Annotated in this window: 14 protein-coding genes and 1 tRNA gene; 6 read left to right on the top strand and 9 right to left on the bottom strand. The window is 74.3% G+C overall.

Annotated elements, in window-relative coordinates:
• Positions 1-58: 58 nt before the first annotated feature.
• From ACLJTM_RS14210 to ACLJTM_RS14195, 4 genes are read right to left on the bottom strand one after another with little or no spacing between them, the layout of a single operon-like run.
• Positions 59-505, bottom strand: a complete 447-nt coding sequence (locus tag ACLJTM_RS14210) for a response regulator transcription factor (protein ID WP_411103899.1) — start codon at positions 503-505, stop codon at positions 59-61.
• Positions 502-1,644: a PAS domain S-box protein gene (locus ACLJTM_RS14205; protein ID WP_411103898.1), complete on the bottom strand. Its 1,143-nt coding sequence runs from the start codon at positions 1,642-1,644 to the stop codon at positions 502-504. Before ACLJTM_RS14205 ends, ACLJTM_RS14210 begins: the two co-directional genes overlap by 4 nt.
• On the bottom strand, positions 1,641-2,345 hold the full coding sequence (locus ACLJTM_RS14200; RefSeq protein ID WP_411103897.1) for a response regulator transcription factor: 705 nt from the start codon (positions 2,343-2,345) through the stop codon (positions 1,641-1,643). The genes ACLJTM_RS14205 and ACLJTM_RS14200 overlap by 4 nt, the downstream gene beginning before the upstream one ends.
• Entirely contained in the window at positions 2,345-2,689 is a 345-nt protein-coding gene (locus ACLJTM_RS14195) for an STAS domain-containing protein (protein WP_411103896.1), read from the bottom strand. Before ACLJTM_RS14195 ends, ACLJTM_RS14200 begins: the two co-directional genes overlap by 1 nt.
• A gap of 288 nt (positions 2,690-2,977) precedes the next feature.
• On the opposite strand from ACLJTM_RS14195, the gene ACLJTM_RS14190 reads away from it, so the two are divergent.
• Positions 2,978-3,388 carry an ATP-binding protein gene (locus tag ACLJTM_RS14190; protein WP_411103895.1) on the top strand — a complete coding sequence of 137 codons (411 nt, stop codon included), beginning with the start codon at positions 2,978-2,980 and terminating at the stop codon, positions 3,386-3,388.
• A 118-nt stretch (positions 3,389-3,506) separates the two neighbouring features.
• Here ACLJTM_RS14190 and ACLJTM_RS14185 read toward each other — a convergent pair whose 3' ends face one another.
• Positions 3,507-4,544: a PP2C family protein-serine/threonine phosphatase gene (locus ACLJTM_RS14185; protein WP_411103894.1), complete on the bottom strand. Its 1,038-nt coding sequence runs from the start codon at positions 4,542-4,544 to the stop codon at positions 3,507-3,509.
• A gap of 743 nt (positions 4,545-5,287) precedes the next feature.
• On the opposite strand from ACLJTM_RS14185, the gene ACLJTM_RS14180 reads away from it, so the two are divergent.
• Positions 5,288-5,698: a VOC family protein gene (locus ACLJTM_RS14180; protein WP_411103893.1), complete on the top strand. Its 411-nt coding sequence runs from the start codon at positions 5,288-5,290 to the stop codon at positions 5,696-5,698.
• A gap of 140 nt (positions 5,699-5,838) precedes the next feature.
• Here the strand turns inward: ACLJTM_RS14180 and ACLJTM_RS14175 are convergent.
• Positions 5,839-5,912, bottom strand: a tRNA-Trp gene (locus ACLJTM_RS14175).
• 305 nt (positions 5,913-6,217) lie between these two features.
• Here ACLJTM_RS14175 and ACLJTM_RS14170 point away from each other — a divergent pair.
• On the top strand, positions 6,218-7,555 hold the full coding sequence (locus tag ACLJTM_RS14170) for a glycoside hydrolase family 18 protein (protein WP_411103892.1): 1,338 nt from the start codon (positions 6,218-6,220) through the stop codon (positions 7,553-7,555).
• A gap of 586 nt (positions 7,556-8,141) precedes the next feature.
• On the opposite strand, the gene ACLJTM_RS14165 is transcribed toward ACLJTM_RS14170, so the two are convergent.
• Positions 8,142-9,134, bottom strand: a complete 993-nt coding sequence (locus ACLJTM_RS14165) for a PfkB family carbohydrate kinase (protein ID WP_411103891.1) — start codon at positions 9,132-9,134, stop codon at positions 8,142-8,144.
• Entirely contained in the window at positions 9,131-9,781 is a 651-nt protein-coding gene (locus tag ACLJTM_RS14160) for a bifunctional 4-hydroxy-2-oxoglutarate aldolase/2-dehydro-3-deoxy-phosphogluconate aldolase (protein ID WP_411103890.1), read from the bottom strand. The genes ACLJTM_RS14165 and ACLJTM_RS14160 overlap by 4 nt, the downstream gene beginning before the upstream one ends.
• An 85-nt stretch (positions 9,782-9,866) precedes the next feature.
• Here ACLJTM_RS14160 and ACLJTM_RS14155 point away from each other — a divergent pair, with 85 nt between their 5' ends.
• Positions 9,867-10,661 carry an IclR family transcriptional regulator gene (locus ACLJTM_RS14155; protein WP_411103889.1) on the top strand — a complete coding sequence of 265 codons (795 nt, stop codon included), beginning with the start codon at positions 9,867-9,869 and terminating at the stop codon, positions 10,659-10,661.
• Positions 10,662-10,804: 143 nt separating this feature from the next.
• Here ACLJTM_RS14155 and ACLJTM_RS14150 read toward each other — a convergent pair whose 3' ends face one another.
• Positions 10,805-11,368, bottom strand: a complete 564-nt coding sequence (locus ACLJTM_RS14150) for a DinB family protein (protein WP_411103888.1) — start codon at positions 11,366-11,368, stop codon at positions 10,805-10,807.
• A gap of 175 nt (positions 11,369-11,543) precedes the next feature.
• On the opposite strand from ACLJTM_RS14150, the gene ACLJTM_RS14145 reads away from it, so the two are divergent.
• On the top strand, positions 11,544-13,205 hold the full coding sequence (locus ACLJTM_RS14145) for a sigma-70 family RNA polymerase sigma factor (protein ID WP_411103887.1): 1,662 nt from the start codon (positions 11,544-11,546) through the stop codon (positions 13,203-13,205).
• 288 nt (positions 13,206-13,493) lie between these two features.
• Positions 13,494-15,947, top strand: coding sequence for a Helicase associated domain protein (locus ACLJTM_RS14140; protein WP_411103886.1), 2,454 nt, complete (start codon positions 13,494-13,496; stop codon positions 15,945-15,947).
• The last annotated feature ends 28 nt before the right edge of the window (positions 15,948-15,975 follow it).

The raw sequence follows: 15,975 nt of genomic DNA, 5'->3' as shown, positions 1-15,975 counted from the left end.
GCCACCGACAGGACAGCGGGAAACGGGGGGCCCGGTGGCCGCGCGGGGCCGGGGGCGGTCACGGACGGCTGTCGGGGCCGCCCTCGGCGGCGGTGGCGGGCGGGGCGGCGGCGAGTGCCTGCGCCCCCAGGGTTCGGAGTTCGCTCAGGAGCCGGGCGTTGGTGACGCCTTTGACGAGGTATCCGGAGACGCCCGCCGCGGCCATGTCGGTGCGGGGGGTCTGGTCGCCGTAGGCGGAGAGCACGAGGATGCGTACGCCGGGAACGGCGGCGATGATCTGCCGGGCGGTGTGGGGGCCGCCGCCGGGGAAGCGGACGTCGAGCACGACCACGTGCGGCAGTCGGGCGGTGGCGAGCCGGACGGCCTCGGCGGCGTCCGCTGCGCTGCCGACCAGGGTGAGGTCGTGCTGGGCGCGGATGACGTCCGACAGCGCTGCGCGCAGCATGTCGTTGTCGTCGCAGATCAGGACCCGGATGCGGCTTCGGGCCGTGGCAGGACCGGTCACGACGGCTCCCGGGACGCGGTCGGGGAGTCGACGGCGCCGGCGGATGCGCCCGGGAGGGGTTCGTCGAGCACGCCGGGCGGGAGGTCGGGTACCCAGAACTCCACGGTGGTGCCGGTGCCGGGTTCGCTGCGCAGGGTCCACCAGCCGCCCGCGGTCTCGGCCCGCTCGCGCATCTCCATCAGCCCGAAGTGCTCGTGCAGCCGCTGGACGGGCGCCCGCTGCCCGGTGCCGTCGTCGATGACCCGTACCAGCAGCCCCCGGTCCCCGCTGGTGATGGTGATCCGCACGGTGCGGGCGCGAGCGTGCTTGTGCACGTTCAGGAGCGCTTCCTGCACGATGCGGAAGATGGTGATCGCGGTCTCCGGGGCGGGCTCCCCGGTGAGGTCGTGTTCCAGGGACGGCGTGAGTCCCCAGTCGCCGCTCACCACCTCGTCGAGGTGCTGGGACAGCGATTCGACCAGGCCGTGCCGGTCGATGCCGGGCGGCTGGAGGCGGAAGGTGAGATTGCGCAGGCGGCCCACGGCTTCGCGTACCGAGGCGTCGAGCCGGGTGAGTTCGCGGGCGTAGGGCTCGTCGGCGGTGTCGGCGAGGAGCTGCAGGCGCATGCCGACGGCGACCATGGCCTGGATGGTGTCGTCGTGGACGTCCCAGGCGATGCGCCGGCGTTCGAGCTCCTGCGCCTGCACCAGGTGGGTGAACAGGCGGCGGCGTTCGGTGAGTGCCTGTTCCGCGGCGCGGCGCTCGGTCATGTCCCGGGTGACCTTGCCGAAGCCGCGCAGTTCGCCGGTCTCGTCGAAGAGGGGGGTGATGACCACGTTGGCCCAGAAGCGGGAGCCGTCCTTGCGGATGCGCCAGCCTTCGTCCTCCAGCCGGCCGTCGGCGATGGCCGCTTCCAGCTCCAGGTGGGGTTTGCGCGCCGCGATGTCCTCGGGCGGGTAGAAGACCGAGAAGTGCTTGCCGATGATGTCCGTGGCCCGGTAGCCCTTGATCCGTTCGGCGCCGGCGTTCCAGCTGGACACGCGGCCGGTCGGGTCGAGCATGAAGATGCCGTAGTCGACGACGCTGGAGACGAGCAGGGTGAAGGCCGTCTCGGTCGGGGCGAGGGCGCCGCCCGGCCCGGCGGGATGCGTGGCGGTCACGGGAGGATGCCCTGCCGGCGGGCCACCGCGACGGCTTCCAGTTGGGAGCGGGCGCCGAGTTTCTCCAGGACCCGCTGGACGTGGTTCCTGGCGGTGTTGAGGGCGACACCGAGCCGCTGGCTGATCTCGGCGGTGCCCAGACCGTCGCCGAGCAGGGCGAGGGTCTCGCGTTCGCGGGGGGTGAGCCGGGTGCCCGGGTCGGCGCTCCGGCCGGTCAGCCGGTCCAGCGCCCCGCTCAGCAGGCCCTTGCTGAAGGCCGGTTCACCGGCGGCCACCAGGCGTACGCCGTCCTGGAGTTCGGCGAGGTTGCCGGCTTTGAGGATCAGGCCCGAACCGCCGGCCTCGGCAACCTGGGCGGCGACGGCGGGGGTCCCCTCACCTGTGAGGACCAGGACCCGGGCGCCGGGGGCAGCGGCCTTGAGCGCCGCGATGGCGGCGATGCCGTCGCCGTCCGGCAGCCGCCGGTCCAGGACCACGACGGCGGGGCGGAGCAGGGCGGCGTCACGGAGTGCGTCCTGCAGGGACAGGCTGCGGCCGACCACCTTCAGGTCGTCGGTGCGGTCCAGGGCGAGCCGGATCGCCTCCGCCACCATGTCGTGGTCCTCGACGAGCAGGAGGGTGATGTGCGCCCCGGCGCCGTGCCGCGCCGTGTCCGGTGCGGCCTGCTCTGCCGGTGGCAGCACCTGCGGTGTCGAAGGCATCACACGGTCCTCGGTGGTAGACGCGGCACGGGGTCGGCGAACAGCTGGTCGACACCCGTGAGGGCGAACAGCCGAGCCACCTGCGCAAGGGCGCCCTCCACGCGCAGCTCGATGCCGATCCTATCCGCCGCGGCTCTGGCCTCCAGCACCACGTTCAGCCCCGCGCAGTCGCAGAACCGCAGGTCCCAGAGGTCGAGCACGATGCGGTCGGCCTCCAGTGCGAGGCAGTCGCCGAGGGCGGTGCGCAACTGCGCGGTACCGTCCAGGTCCAGCGCGCCGACGAGCCGGAGGCAGGCCCCATCGGCGTCGAAGGCCAGGGCGACCTGGAATGCAGGGCCGGTCATGTCGCGGCCTCCCTCATGTGGCAACCCCCGGTCTGGGTCATGGGCACCAGGCAAGAGTAGTGAATCTGCACTAGAAGAGAACCCGTTTCACCGAACGGATCGCCACACGCACGGGCGGATCGGCGCAAAAGCGCGTACCTCGGGGGGCGCGAACCCGTCAGCATGGCTCCCGGGGCTCGGTACCCTGCTGTGAGGACGAGCCCGGACGGCAGGCCCTCTGCACCGCCGCGGCTCCGCCACGGCACGGGACGCCCGGCGCCGAGGCACCCAGCGGAAAGGGAGTGGCGGATGGAGCTCCCACCGGCCCCTGCGCACGAAGCCCCTCCTCCTGCGGAGGTGTGCGTGGACTTCGACGGCGCCGCCGGCTGCATTGCCGCGGCCCGCGGAGCCGCGGTCGACTTCCTGCGCCACCACGCCCTGCACGCCCGTCACCCCTTCCGCGACGACGTCGTGCTGGTCGTCTCCGAACTGGTGACCAATGCGGTCCGCCACGCGCCGGGGCCCTTCGCCCTGGAGCTGGACCTGCTGCCCGACGGAATCGGGATCACCGTGCGGGACGGCAACCCCACCCTCCCGCAGTGTCGGACACCCGATCGGACGGGCGGCCGCGGGTGGCCCATCGTGGAGAGCCTGGCCCGCCAGGTGTGCGTCCACTCCGACGGCGTCGGCAAGACCGTCCATGTGGAACTGGCCTGGTAGTCCTGCCGTACGGCCCCTGCCCGTACCCGCCGGACGGTCCCGTGCAGGACGTCACGGAGGCCCACCCGGACCGCGACGAGGCCGCCGGGGGCGGCCAGGCCGCCCGGCCGTCGCCGGATCACGGCTCACGCAGGCGCACGGCCAGGGCGGCGACGTCGTCGTCCAGGCGCCCTCTGCTGTACCGCAGGAGGTCGCGGTGCAGGGTCGTGAGGAGTTCGCGTGGCGGGGTGCGGGGCTGGCGGCGCATCCAGGCGGCCAGCGGAAAGAACTCGCCGTCGCGGGCTCGCGCCTCGGCGATGCCGTCGGTGTAGAGGAGCAGCAGGTCTCCGGCAGCGAAGTCGAAACGGTCGACGCTGTAATGGTCACCGATCAGGTCGGCGAGGCTGAGCAGCGGCGACGGGGAGGCAGGTTCGAGGACGCGCAGTTCCCCGCGGTTCAGGAGCAGGGGTGGCGGGTGCCCGCAGTTGAGGATGTCGATGCGGCCGCCGGAGTGCGGGATCTCGACGAGGAGGGCGGTGGCGAACCGTTCGATCGGCCCCTCGGGGGGAAAGGCGGCGTTGTAGCGGGTGCTGCTGGCGTCGAGGCGTCGCGCGACGCTGATCATGTCGGCCTCGTCGTAGGCGGCCTCCCGGAAGGCGTTGACGATCGCCGCCGCGGCCCCCACGGCAGGCAGGCCCTTTCCCCGTACGTCTCCGATGAGCAGCCTGACCCCGTAGGGCGTGTCGACCACCTCGTAGAAGTCCCCGCCGATCCGGGCCTCCGCAGCGGCCGCCAGGTAGAGCGACTCGATTTCGACGTTGCCGGACCGGCGGGGCATGGGGCTGAGCACCACCTGCTGGGCGGCATCGGCGACGAGCCGGACCTGGATGAGGGTGCGCTCCCGCTGGAGCCGGACGTGGCTCCCGTACGCAGCGGCCACGGTGACCGCGATGATCCCGGCGGCCGTCCACCACGTCCCCAGGTCGGGGAAGACGAGGCCGAGGCCGATCATCAGCAGGAGGCAGACGGTCCCGAGCAGGACGGTGGGCAGCACCGGCCACATGGCGGCGGCGAGGGCAGGCGCCGCCGGCAGGAGGCGGCTGAAAGCCATTTCGGGCGGCGTGGCGTAGGCCAGGCCGGCGATGACGACGGTCAGGATGACCGGCGACAGCCGCACAAGTCTCCCGCGACCGCGGCGCCGACGCAGCCGCGGCCGTCCAGACTCGATCACACCTCATACGATATCCGCGTATCTGGGACAAAGCGCCCCGACAGCGGCTCCGGCCACCCCCGCCCGGCCTCAGGCGGCACACCACCTGCGGGACAGGGGGCCCTCTGGCCCGTCCGCCGACCGTGAGCCCGTCCGGGTGCGGGCAGCGGCGTACGGCGCCTCACGGAGGCGGCAGCTGCTCCCGACCCTAGCCCCCGGCACCAGCACTGACCCCGCAGGGTGGGCGGCGCACCGGCCACCCAGTGCGAGGCGGCGACGCCACCAGAGGTCGGCACGCCACCGTGCGGACACAGGGGCCGCCGCCCCGGCCTGGCAGCACCGGCTCAGCGGGCGGGCCGTGGCGTCGGGGAGGACGGTGGCAGTCGTCCGACAGGTGCTCCTGACGGTGGATCGCCGGCCCGGTGCGCGTGGACATCCCGGGGATCCGGGCGGGCGGCGGGTCCTCCCCGGGTCCTCCCGGAGACGAGGACCGGATACCGGGCGCGCAGCGCGCACCGAGGCCCCTTTGCGGCACCGGCCCCTTCGGCGTGCGGGCACGGCCGGTGCGGGCAGCACAACCCGCGCGGGGGGTTTCGCGGTGGACTCCGCCCTGAGCCGGAGTCTACGATCGCGACCACGGCATCGCGTGTCGGTCACCGGCCGGGTGAGGCATGGAGGCGCCGTGACATGCCTTTCGGAGGCATCCACCCATGGCAGTCGAACTGAACCACACGATCGTCCACTCCCTCGACAACCGGGAGTCGGCCGCCTTCCTCGCGGACGTCCTCGGCCTCGAAGTCGGGCCCGCGGCGGGGCCGTTCGTCCCCGTCGACCTCAGCAACGGCGTCACCCTGGACTTCGCCACCGTGCCGGCCGGGTCCATCACCCCGCAGCACTACGCCTTCCTCCTCTCCGAGGAGGAGTTCGACGCCGCGTTCCGGAAGATCCGGGCAGCCGGCCGGGCGTACTTCGCGGATCCGCACGGCAAGCTGCCCGGGGAGATCAACACCCATGACGGCGGACGCGGCGTCTACTTCCTCGACCCGGCCGGGCACGGCATGGAAATCATCACGCGCCCGTACGGCTACCAGGAGCCGGCCGCGGACACCGGCACCGCCTGACCCGGACCCCCACCCCGGCCCCGGCCCCCGGCCCTCACCGGCAGAACGCAGGGGCGCCGGAAGGCGGTTCGGCTCTGACGACGCCGGGCCGGACCCCTTCACGGGGTCCGGCCCGGCGTCGTACGGCTCACGGCACGGTGCAGGGGCGGCAGGATTCGAACCTGCGGCCTTCGGTTTTGGAGACCGGCGCTCTGACCAGCTGAGCTACACCCCTTCGGCGAGACCAACCATGACACGAGGCGAACCGAAGATCCACCGAATACGGCGGGCAACCGGGTCAAGGTTCCGCCCGCCCAGGTAAACCGCTGGTCAGGGCGGTGCGAGGCGGAATCCGTTCGGCGCGTCGGGCCCCGTCGGCGTCCGCTGCGTGAGACGCCGGCGCGGGCCCGGGAGGCCCACGGGGCCGTTCGGATCGAGAGGACCCCCTCCACCCCCTTGACCCACTCTGGTCCAGACCAATAGTTTCCGGCGTGCACAGGCACGCGCACTGCACCGTTCCCCGCATCGCAAAGGAAGCCCATGCGCCGCAGCATGCTCGGCAGGATGGCCGTCGCCGTCTGTTCCCTCTCCTTGCTGACCGCCTTCGCGCCCGCCGCCGGCGCGCACGGCGACGACCGGACGGGCGGCGGTCACGACCGTGCGTACCGGAAGGTCGGCTACTTCACCCAATGGGGCGTCTACGGACGGGACTTCCAGGTCCAGGACCTCGAAGCGAACGGGTCGGCCGCCAAGCTCACCCACATCAACTACGCCTTCGGCAACATCAACGCGGAAGGGAAGTGCTTCACGGGCAACGTGCCCGGGGAGGCCGACGCCTGGGCCGACTACGCCCGCCCGCTGGACGCCGCGAACTCGGTCGACGGCGTGGCCGACACCTGGGACCAGCCGCTGGCCGGCAACTTCAACCAGCTCCGCGAGCTGAAGGCCAAGCACCCGGGTCTCAAGGTGCTGGTGTCCCTGGGTGGTTGGAGCTGGTCGACCCACTTCTCGGACGCCGCCCTCACCCCGGCCTCCCGCAAGGCCCTGGTGGCCTCCTGCATCGACCTGTACATCAAAGGCAACCTGCCGCAGGACGGCACCCGCGGCGGCGCCGGCGCCGCCGCCGGGGTCTTCGACGGGATCGACCTGGACTGGGAGTGGCCCGGCTCGGCGGGTGACACCGACACGACGTTCCGGCCGGAGGACAAGCGCAACTTCACCGAACTCGTGAAGGAGTTCCGCACCCAGCTCGACGCCCACGCGCGCAGCCAGCGCAGGAAGTCCTCGTACGAGCTGACGGCCTTCGTCCCGACCGCACCCGCCAAGATCGACGCGGGCTTCGACGTCCGTCGGATCATGCGGGACCTCGACTTCGTGAACCTCCAGGGCTACGACTTCCACGTCTCCGGCGAGAAGACCACCGCCCAGCAGTCCGCGCTGTACGCCCGCAACGACTTCAGCGTCGACTCGACCGTGGAAGCCTGGAAGCGGCGCGGCGCCCCCGCGGGCAAACTGGTGGTGGGCATGCCGTTCTACGGGCAGGGCTGGACCGGCGTCAGCGGTGGCGGGGACGGCATGGGGCAACCCGCGACAGGGCCCGCGCCGGCCACCTGGGCTGCCGGGTACGAGGACTACAAGGTGCTGAAGCAGCTGGCCGGTTCGGGGGCGTACCAGGTCCACCGCGACCGGCAGGGCGGCCATGCCTGGCTCTTCGACGGGACCACCCTGTGGACCTACGACGACCCCCAGGTGCTGCACACCAAGAGCCGCTACGTCCGCGACGAGGGCCTCGGCGGCGCCATGTTCTGGTCGCTGGACGCGGACACCGCCGACGGCGAGCTGATCACGGCCGTGGACCGGGGGCTGCGCGGCCGCTGAGCCGGACCGGTACGGCGTCCCAACGGGACGGCGTACCGGCCGCGCCCCCGTACGGGGGCCCACCGACCGGCGCCGCCGGGCCGCGGACTCCGATCCGGCCCGGCGGCGCCCTCAACGGCGCGCCACGCGGCGGGCTGCGGGGCGATGCGGCGACCGCGACCGCCCCGCAGCCCGGACCGGGCGGCAGCCGGGCGGTGTCCGGGAGGGCCGGGCGCGCAGATCCCCGGAGGGCGTCCTGCGCGGTGGGCGGGCGGGCGGGGCCGCTACGGTCGCGTGGCCACCGCACGGATCGACGTGTCCGCCTCCGGTTCGTGGCAGCTGGGCGACCTCACCGTCAACCGCCCGGTTTCGGCGTGATGCGCCTGACGCACCTCGCCGACGGCACCCCGGCAACCGGGACCGGGTGACGGCCGTGCTGCGACCTTCTCACCGCAGCGCTGCGCGAACGAGCTGATCAACGGGGCGCTCACGGGGTCCGCGCCGGGCTGCTGACGAGGCCGACGGGCCGGAACGCCCGGCGCCACAGCCGGGCGCCGGCCGGACGGGGAGCGTCGCACGGCGGCCGGTGGCCGAGGGCGACGGTCCCTCATCCGTGTCTGCTGCGTCCGGTCTTGCGGTGGGCGGCGGCCAGGGCTGCCGTCCTGGGGAAGGCCGGTACGTGGCCGGTGCCACCGCGGCCGGACACGGAGAGGGAGGCGGCGGCCGCCCCGTACGCCACGGCGTCGGCGAGGCTGTCGCCGAGGACGAGCCGGGCGGTCGCGGTGCCCGTGAAGCAGTCCCCGGCGCCGGTGGCGTCCACCGGGTCGGGGTTCGGGGGGACGGCGTGGCGGGTCACCTGGCCGTCCCGGTCGAGGAGCAGGTCGTGGGGTCCGGCGGTGACGAGGACGGTGCGGGCGCCCAGTGCACGGTAGCGGGCGGCGGCGGTGCGCGCGTCGTCGGTGCCGACCAGGGCCAGCGCGTCATGCGGGCAGGAGGTTTTGAGCAGGCCGGTCAGCGGGGCGATCCGGGTGAGCAGGTCCCTTGCCTCGTCCGGGCCGGTCAGCCGCGGGCGGAAGTTGGGGTCGTACGAGAGGTGGCCGCCGGCCGCGTGCACGGTCTGCGCGGCGGCGAGTACGGCGTGCCGGCTGCTCGGCGAGAGGGCGCCGGTGATGCCGCTGGTGATGAGGGCTCCGGCCCCGGTGAGCAGCTCCCGCCAGGACGCGATGTGCCGGACCGAAAGGGTGGAACCGGCGCTGCGGGTGCGCCAGTAGACGAACCCGCGGTCGCCTTCGGTGTCGGCGGAGAGCAGGTAGGCGCCGTTGGGCCGCGGGGCGCGCCGCACGTGCGAGACGTCCACGCCGAGTGCGTCGACCCGGCGCAGCAGGGGTTCGGACAGTTCGTCGTCCCCGACGACGGCGAGGAGGGCGGTACGGGCCCCGGCGGCGGCTGCGGCGGCTGCCGCGTTGAGGGCGTCGCCGGAGTAGGAGATCCGGGCGGCCGTCCCGTCGGCCGCGTCCCGCAGGGCGGTGGCGGTGTGGACCTCGACGAGGACCTCGCCGAGGACGAGCACGTCGTAGCCGCCGACGGCAGGGCCGGTCATCGGCGGGGCTCCGCGGCGGGGCCTGTGCAGTCGGTGCAGCAGGGCTGCGCAAGTTCCGCGAAGAGGGTGGCGAGTTCGGCCGGATCGGCGGGCAGGCCGTCGCCGATGCCGACAGCGGTGGCTCCGGCCGCAAGCCAGTCGAGGACTTCGGCGGGCCGGATGCCCCCGGTCGGGATGAGCAGGGCGTCGGGCAGGACGGCTCTGAGGGAGCGGATGAAGCGCGGGCCGCCCACGTGCGCGGGGAAGATCTTGGCGGCGCCCGCTGCCCGGGCGGCCGCGGCGATCTCCCCGGGGGTGAAACCGCCTTCGACGAAGACCGCCCCGCGGCGCAGGGCGGCCCGTCGGACCTCGGGCGCCGGGTACGGGGAGACGAGGAAGGCGGCTCCCGCGTCCAGGGCGGTGTGGGCCTGTGCGGCGGTGGTGACCGTGCCGACGCCGACGAGGGCCGGACGGCCGTGCGCGTCGGCGAGGGGTGCGGTCCGGGTGACGGCATCGGCCCAGCCGGGAGTGGTGGTGGTCAGCTCGACGGCGCGGCAGCCTGCGGCGAGCAGCGCGGCGGCCTGCCGCCCGGCCGCGTCGGCGTCGGGGCTGCGCAGGACGGGCAGGAGGCGCTGAGCGGCGATGACGGCGTACGGGTGACAGGACAAGGACCCTCCTTTGTTCCACGTTGTGGAACGCAGTACCGTGTAACGGAACCGTGTGGTCTAGACCCTACCCAGACCGGGAGAACCCTTGTCAACGGAGGAGACGGCAGCAGGCAGTGGGGAAAGTCCGCGCGCGGGACGCACGTCCGCAGCCGGATCGGCACTGGAGAAGTCGATGCGCGTCCTGGAGGCGGTGGCCGCACCCGGCGGACCGCACCGCCTCACCGACGTGACGGCGGCGGCGGCCGTCCCGAAGTCGAGCACCTTCCGCATCCTGGCGTCGCTGGCCGAGCAGGGTTTCGTCCGGGTGGACGCCGACAGCCGCTACGGGGTGGGCCCGCGACTGCGGGGCCTGTCCGCCCTGGTCGACGGAGGGGAGCCGGCGAGCATCGGGCGGATCCTGGGAGACCTGCAGCGGGCCACCGGGCAGACGGTGCACCTCGCCCTGCACAGCGGGGAGACGATCACCTACATCCGGAAGCTGGAGGGCGACCAGTCCGTCCAGGCCGCCTCCAGGATCGGCATGCGGATGCCGCTGCACTCCACCGCGATCGGCAAGAGCATCCTGGCGCACCTGCCGGAGGGGGAGGTGCGGGCCGTGGTGCGCGCCGCCGGACTGCCGCGCCGGACACCGCAGACGCTCACCACCGCGCGCCAACTGCACGCGGAGCTGGCGGCGGTGCGGACCCGGGGCTTCGCGGTGGACGACGAGGAGAACGAAGCGGGCATCCGCTGCATCGGCGCGGCCGTCCTGGCCTCCGGGGGCCGGCCGGTGGGCGGGGTGAGCGTCACCACGGTCACCTTCCTGGCCACCCGGGAGGAACTGGAATCCCACGCCCCGGCCCTGCGTGCGGCAACGCGGGCACTGGCTCCCCTGCTGTGACGCCGGTGCCGTAATGCCGGTGCGGTGGCGGCGCGGCGACCGGGTCCCACGACGGCGGGCTCCGAGGGGGCCGGATCCCACGACGGCCGCGTCCCACGAGGCCGGGTCCTTCGGCAGCCCGGTCCCACGACGGCATGGTTCCCCTACTGGCCGACCCTCCCGTCGACGCACTCCCGCAGCAGGTCGGCGTGCCCGCAGTGCCGGGCGTACTCCTCGATCCGGTGCACCATCAGCGCCCGGCCCGTGATCCGCTCCCTGCCCAGCCGCTCACCGAGGTCGGGGTGGCGGGCCAGCACGGCGTCCGTCGCGGCCTGTTCGCGTGCCAGGTCGGCGTACGCGGCGTCGACCTGGGCCTGTTCGGCGGCCGCCGCGCCGAAATCCCCTCCGTCCCCGTACAGCTTCGGCAGCGGGTCGCCGTCGGTGATCCAGTTGCGCCAGTCCCGCTCCACCTCGGCCAGGTGCCGGAGCAGGCCGAGCAGGGACATCGTCGACGGCGGGACCGAGCGGCGGGCCAGCTGCTCCGGATCCAGTCCCTCGCACTTCATCCGCAGCGTCATGCGGTAGTCCGCCAGGTAGTCGTGCAGCGTCGCGAGTTCGCCCTCCGGACCGGGCCCGTCGCTGTGGCGGGGGTCGTCGTCCGGGTCGGCCCACATGTCGGGGTAGACCGTGGCCGTGCTCCATCGTGCGGGTCCGTCTGTTCCTGTCATACCCGTCATGCTCACCGGTGGGGGACCCGCCCCGCCAGCGCTTTCCCGGCGGTCCTGCGGCGGGATTCCCGAGCGGCAGCGGACCGGTATCCGGGATAAGTGTTATCGGGGCCCCACTGGACGGTCTCCCAGGTATTGGGCATCATCAGCCGCCGGTACGGACAGGGATCACCACATGAGCACTCAGCACACGGCAGCACTGGTCGCAGCGGCCCGCGCGGGCGATCCCCGCGCGCAGGACGAGCTGGTCAGCAGCTACCTGCCGCTCGTCTACAACATCGTCGGCCGGGCTCTGAACGGGTCCTGCGACGTGGACGACGTGGTGCAGGACACGATGCTGCGGGCTCTCGACGGACTCGGCGGCCTGCGGTCGGACGAAAGCTTCCGGTCCTGGCTGGTCGCCATCGCCATGAACCGGGTCCGGGCCCACGGCCAGGCCCTGCAGAGCGGCTACGGCGACAGCACCCTGGAGACGGCGGCGGACGTGGCCGATCCGGGCGCCGACTTCGCCGACCTGACCGTCGTACGCCTCCAGCTGGCCGGCCAGCGCCGGGAGACGGCACGGGCCACGCGCTGGCTGGAGCCGGAGGACCGCGGCCTGCTCTCCCTGTGGTGGCTGGAGTGTGCCGGGGAGCTGACCCGCGCCGAAATGGCCTCGGCCCTGGAACTGTCCCCGCAGCACACCGCGGTCCGGGTGCAGCGGATGAAGGCCCAGCTCGAAGCGGCCCGCGTGGTGGAGCGGGCTCTGGACGCGCAGCCCCCGTGCGACGGGCTGCGCGCCGTGACGGCCGGCTGGGACGGCGGGCCCTCGGCGCTGTGGCGCAAGCGAATAGCCCGGCACGCCCGTGAGTGCGTGCGCTGCTCCGGCCTGTGGAGCGGCCTGGTCCCGGCGGAGGGCTTGCTCGCCGGCCTGGCCCTGGTCCCCGTCACGGCAGCCCTTGCGGCGGCCGTGCGGGCGGGCGCCACCACCGGCTTCGACCTCGCCGGTTCGGCGTACGCGGACGGCGCCGGAGCAGAGTTCGCGGATGCGGCGACCCAGCTCACCCCGGTCGCCACCACCGGTGGGGCGCACGGCCCGGGCACCATGGCCGGCGGCCGCGGGGCCCTGCGCAAACGGCGGCAGAACCGGCGCCGGGTGATCGGGGGTGCGGTGCTCGCCGCGTGCGTCGCGGGCGGCGGCCTGGTCTACCTGGGCACCCTGCCCGGCTCCGGCCGGACCGAGGCGGGCGGCGGTGCACCCGCCTCGCCCCTGGCCGCACTGTCGGCGACCGAGGCCCCGGCGCCCTCCGAGCCGTCCTCCCCCTCGGCTTCGCCCACGGTCTCCCCCTCCCCCACGGCCTCCGCCTCGCCGAGCCCGTCCGCCGCAAGCGCACGTCCCAGCCCGAGCCCCACCCAGCCCCGTACCAGCCCGCCTGCGCCGCGGCCCTCGAAGCCCGCCCCGGCCCCCGCCCCGCAGGGCACGGCGGCCCAGGTGGTGGCCCTGGTCAACAGCGAACGGGCGGCGGCGGGCTGCGGGCCGCTCAAGGAGGACCCGCAACTGCGCGCGGCCGCGCAGGGGCACTCCGACGACATGGCGAACCGGGACTTCTTCTCGCACACCAGCCCCGACGGCTCCGACCCGGGCAAGCGGACGACCGCCGCCGGGTACCGCTGGTCGACGTACGGCGAGAACATCGCGAAGGGGCAGCAGACCCCTGACCAGGTCATGGACAGCTGGATGAAGAGCCCGGGGCATCGCGCCAACATCCTCAACTGCTCCTTCAAGGACATCGGCGTGGGCGTCCACCAGGGCCCCGGGGGCCCCTGGTGGACGCAGAACTTCGGCGCCCGGATGTGAACCGCCGCCGTGATCCCCCGCCGGCGGTCCGGCCGCCGTGATCCGACCGCGCAGCGGACCGGCCCCCGTCACCGACCGGACTCCCCGGGTCCGGTCCCCGCCACGTACCCCTGACACGCACCCCCGCCGCGCACTCCCGTCGCGCACCCGCGCCGGCCCGCGCGGCGCGGCTGTGGCCCCGCCCCGCACTTCGTGAGTCAATAATGGGGAGGGGATAAAGGCTGGAACGGAAAGGCCTGATCACAGCGGCGGACCTGGCCGACCGGCCGATGACGGGGGTGACAATGCATGGCGAAGAAGCAGCTCCGTCCGCACCAGCGCGAGGCCGTCGACGCCGTGGTGCGGGCGCTGCAACTGCCGCCTGGTGGCCGCGTACCCGACACCGGACTCCGCACACAGGTGATCATGGCCACGGGCTCCGGCAAATCCCTGGTCGCCGTGGGCTCGGCCGAGGAGATGCGGGCCCGCCGCGTCCTGGTGCTGCTGCCCTCCCTGGACCTGCTGGCGCAGACCGCCGCGGCCTGGCGGGAGGGCGGCCGGCCCGGCCGCTACCTCGCGGTCTGCTCGCTGAGCGAGAAGGACGCGGGCGCCCCCACCACCACCGACCCGGCCGAACTGGCCCGCCGGGGCGGCCCGCCGGAGGAGCGGGTGACCGTCTTCGCCACGTACGCCTCGCTGGGACTGGGGACCGTGGAGCGTGCCCACCGCGCCGGTCTGCCGGGCTGGGACCTGATCGTGGTGGACGAGGCGCACCGGACGTCCGGGCGGATCGGCAAACCGTGGGCCGTCGTGCACGACAACGCCCGGATTCCCGCCGTCCGGCGGCTGTACCTGACGGCCACCCCGCGGGTCTGGCAGGACGGTGAGGAGGGCGAGGCCGGCAGGCCGGCCGGGCGCGGCGAGCTGGTGGCCTCCATGGAGGACGACCCGCAGGGCCCGTTCGGCGCCCGCTGCCACACGCTCTCCCTGTCGGAGGCCGTCGACCGCGGGATCTGCGCCCCGTACCGGGTGGTGTGCGTCGACGTCACCGACCCCGGATTCCAGGCGGCCGCCCTCCTCGGCAGGGACGGGCGCTCGGATGCGGTACGCGGGGCGCGGCTGGCCGCGCTCCAGGCGGCCCTGGTCACGGCGGCAGCCGACCAGGGTTTCCGCCGGACGCTGGTCTTCCACCACCTGACGAAGGAGGCCGAGGCCTTCGCGGCGGGGCTGCCCGCGGTGGCCGACCGGCTGCGGCGGGCGGCCCGGCCGCCGGGGCCGGTGTACCCGCGGACGGTCTGGGCGGACTGGCTGTCCGGGCAGCACACGGCGGGGCACCGGCGGCGCGTGCTGGACGCGTTCGCCGACGACCGGATCGCCGACAAGGCCTTCCTGGGAAGTGTCCGGGTGCTGGGCGAGGGCGTGGACACCAAGGAGTGCGACTCGGTCTTCTGGGCGGACGTCCGCGGATCCATGCCCGACCTGGTCCAGGCGGTCGGACGTGCGCTGCGGATCAGGCCCGGGGAGGGCAAGGTCGCCTCCCTCGTGGTGCCGGTCCTGCTGGGTCCGGGTGACACGCCCGAGACGATGCTGACCTCGCGGGCGTACGGGGACCTGGCGCGGCTGCTGGAGGCGCTGCGGGCCCACGACACCCGTCTGGTGGAGTCGCTGGCGCAGCCGCAGGCGCGGAGCCGGCCGTCCCGGCCGCAGGCGGGCCGGGCCGGGGACGACGGGGTGTCGGGCGGGGCGCAGTCCCTGCTGAGCTTCTCCACGCCGCGGGACCCGGCGCGGCTCGCGGCGTTCATCCGGCTGCGCGTCCTGCACCCGGAGCGTGAGCACTGGCGGCGCGGGGTGGAGGCCGCGCGGCTCTACGCCGCCGCGGCCGGGGACCTGAAGGTGCCCTTCGCGTACCAGGTGCCGGCGGAGGGCGAGGGCCGGCCCGCCGGGCTGGCCGGGTTCCCGCTCGGGCAGTGGATCGCGGACGCGCGGCGTACCTACCGGCGGGGGGCGCTCGGCCGGGAGCGGGTGGCGCAGCTCGACGAACTGGGGATGGTGTGGAGCCACTTCGACGTGGCCTTCGAGGAAGGGCTGGCGGCGGCCCGGTCCTGGGCGGCGCAGCACGGCCATCTGCTGCCGCCGGTGGACGCCACCTGGGGCGGGGCGCCGGTCGGGGTGTGGGTCAAGAACCAGCGGGCGGCGGCGCGGCGCGAGGGGCCCGGAGCGCTGTCCGCGGAGCGCCGGGAGGCCCTTGACGCCATCGACCCCTCCTGGTGCCCGGCCTGGGACATCGCCTGGCAGCGGGCCTTCCACCTGACCCGCCTCCACCTGGACGGGGGCGGCGGGCTGCCGTCCGCCCCCGGCGAGACGGTGGTGCAGGGGCAGGACCTCGGGGCGTGGGTGCGCGGTCAGCAGGCTTCCTGGGAACGGCTGTCGTGGGCCCAGCGGTGGCTGTTGGAGCACACCCTGGGGCTGGGGCCGCCGGCCGGGGCGGGAGCAGCGCCGCCGCGCCGCGCTCATGCCGCCGCCTGGGCGGAGCACCTGGAGGCCGCCCGACGGTTCCAGGCCCGGGAGCGGCACCTCAGGGTGCCGCGCACGCACGTGGAACGGGTCGACGACCGGGAGCTGCGGCTCGGTTCGTGGATCGCGAACCAGCGCTCCCGCGCGGGCACCCTGGCTCCGGAGCGGATCGAGGCGCTGACGGAGCTGGGCATGCACTGGCCTACGCCGCGGGCCGGGCGGGTGCCGAGGGTCGCCGCGCGGAGCTGACGGCGTCCGCCGCCTCCCTCCATCGGGG

It is taken from the genome of Streptomyces sp. cmx-4-9 (genome assembly GCF_046548835.1).
Classification (GTDB): Bacteria; Actinomycetota; Actinomycetes; order Streptomycetales; family Streptomycetaceae; genus Streptomyces.
The sequence above is the reverse complement of the archived record's forward strand: the minus strand, read 5'-3'. Positions and strand labels throughout refer to the sequence as shown.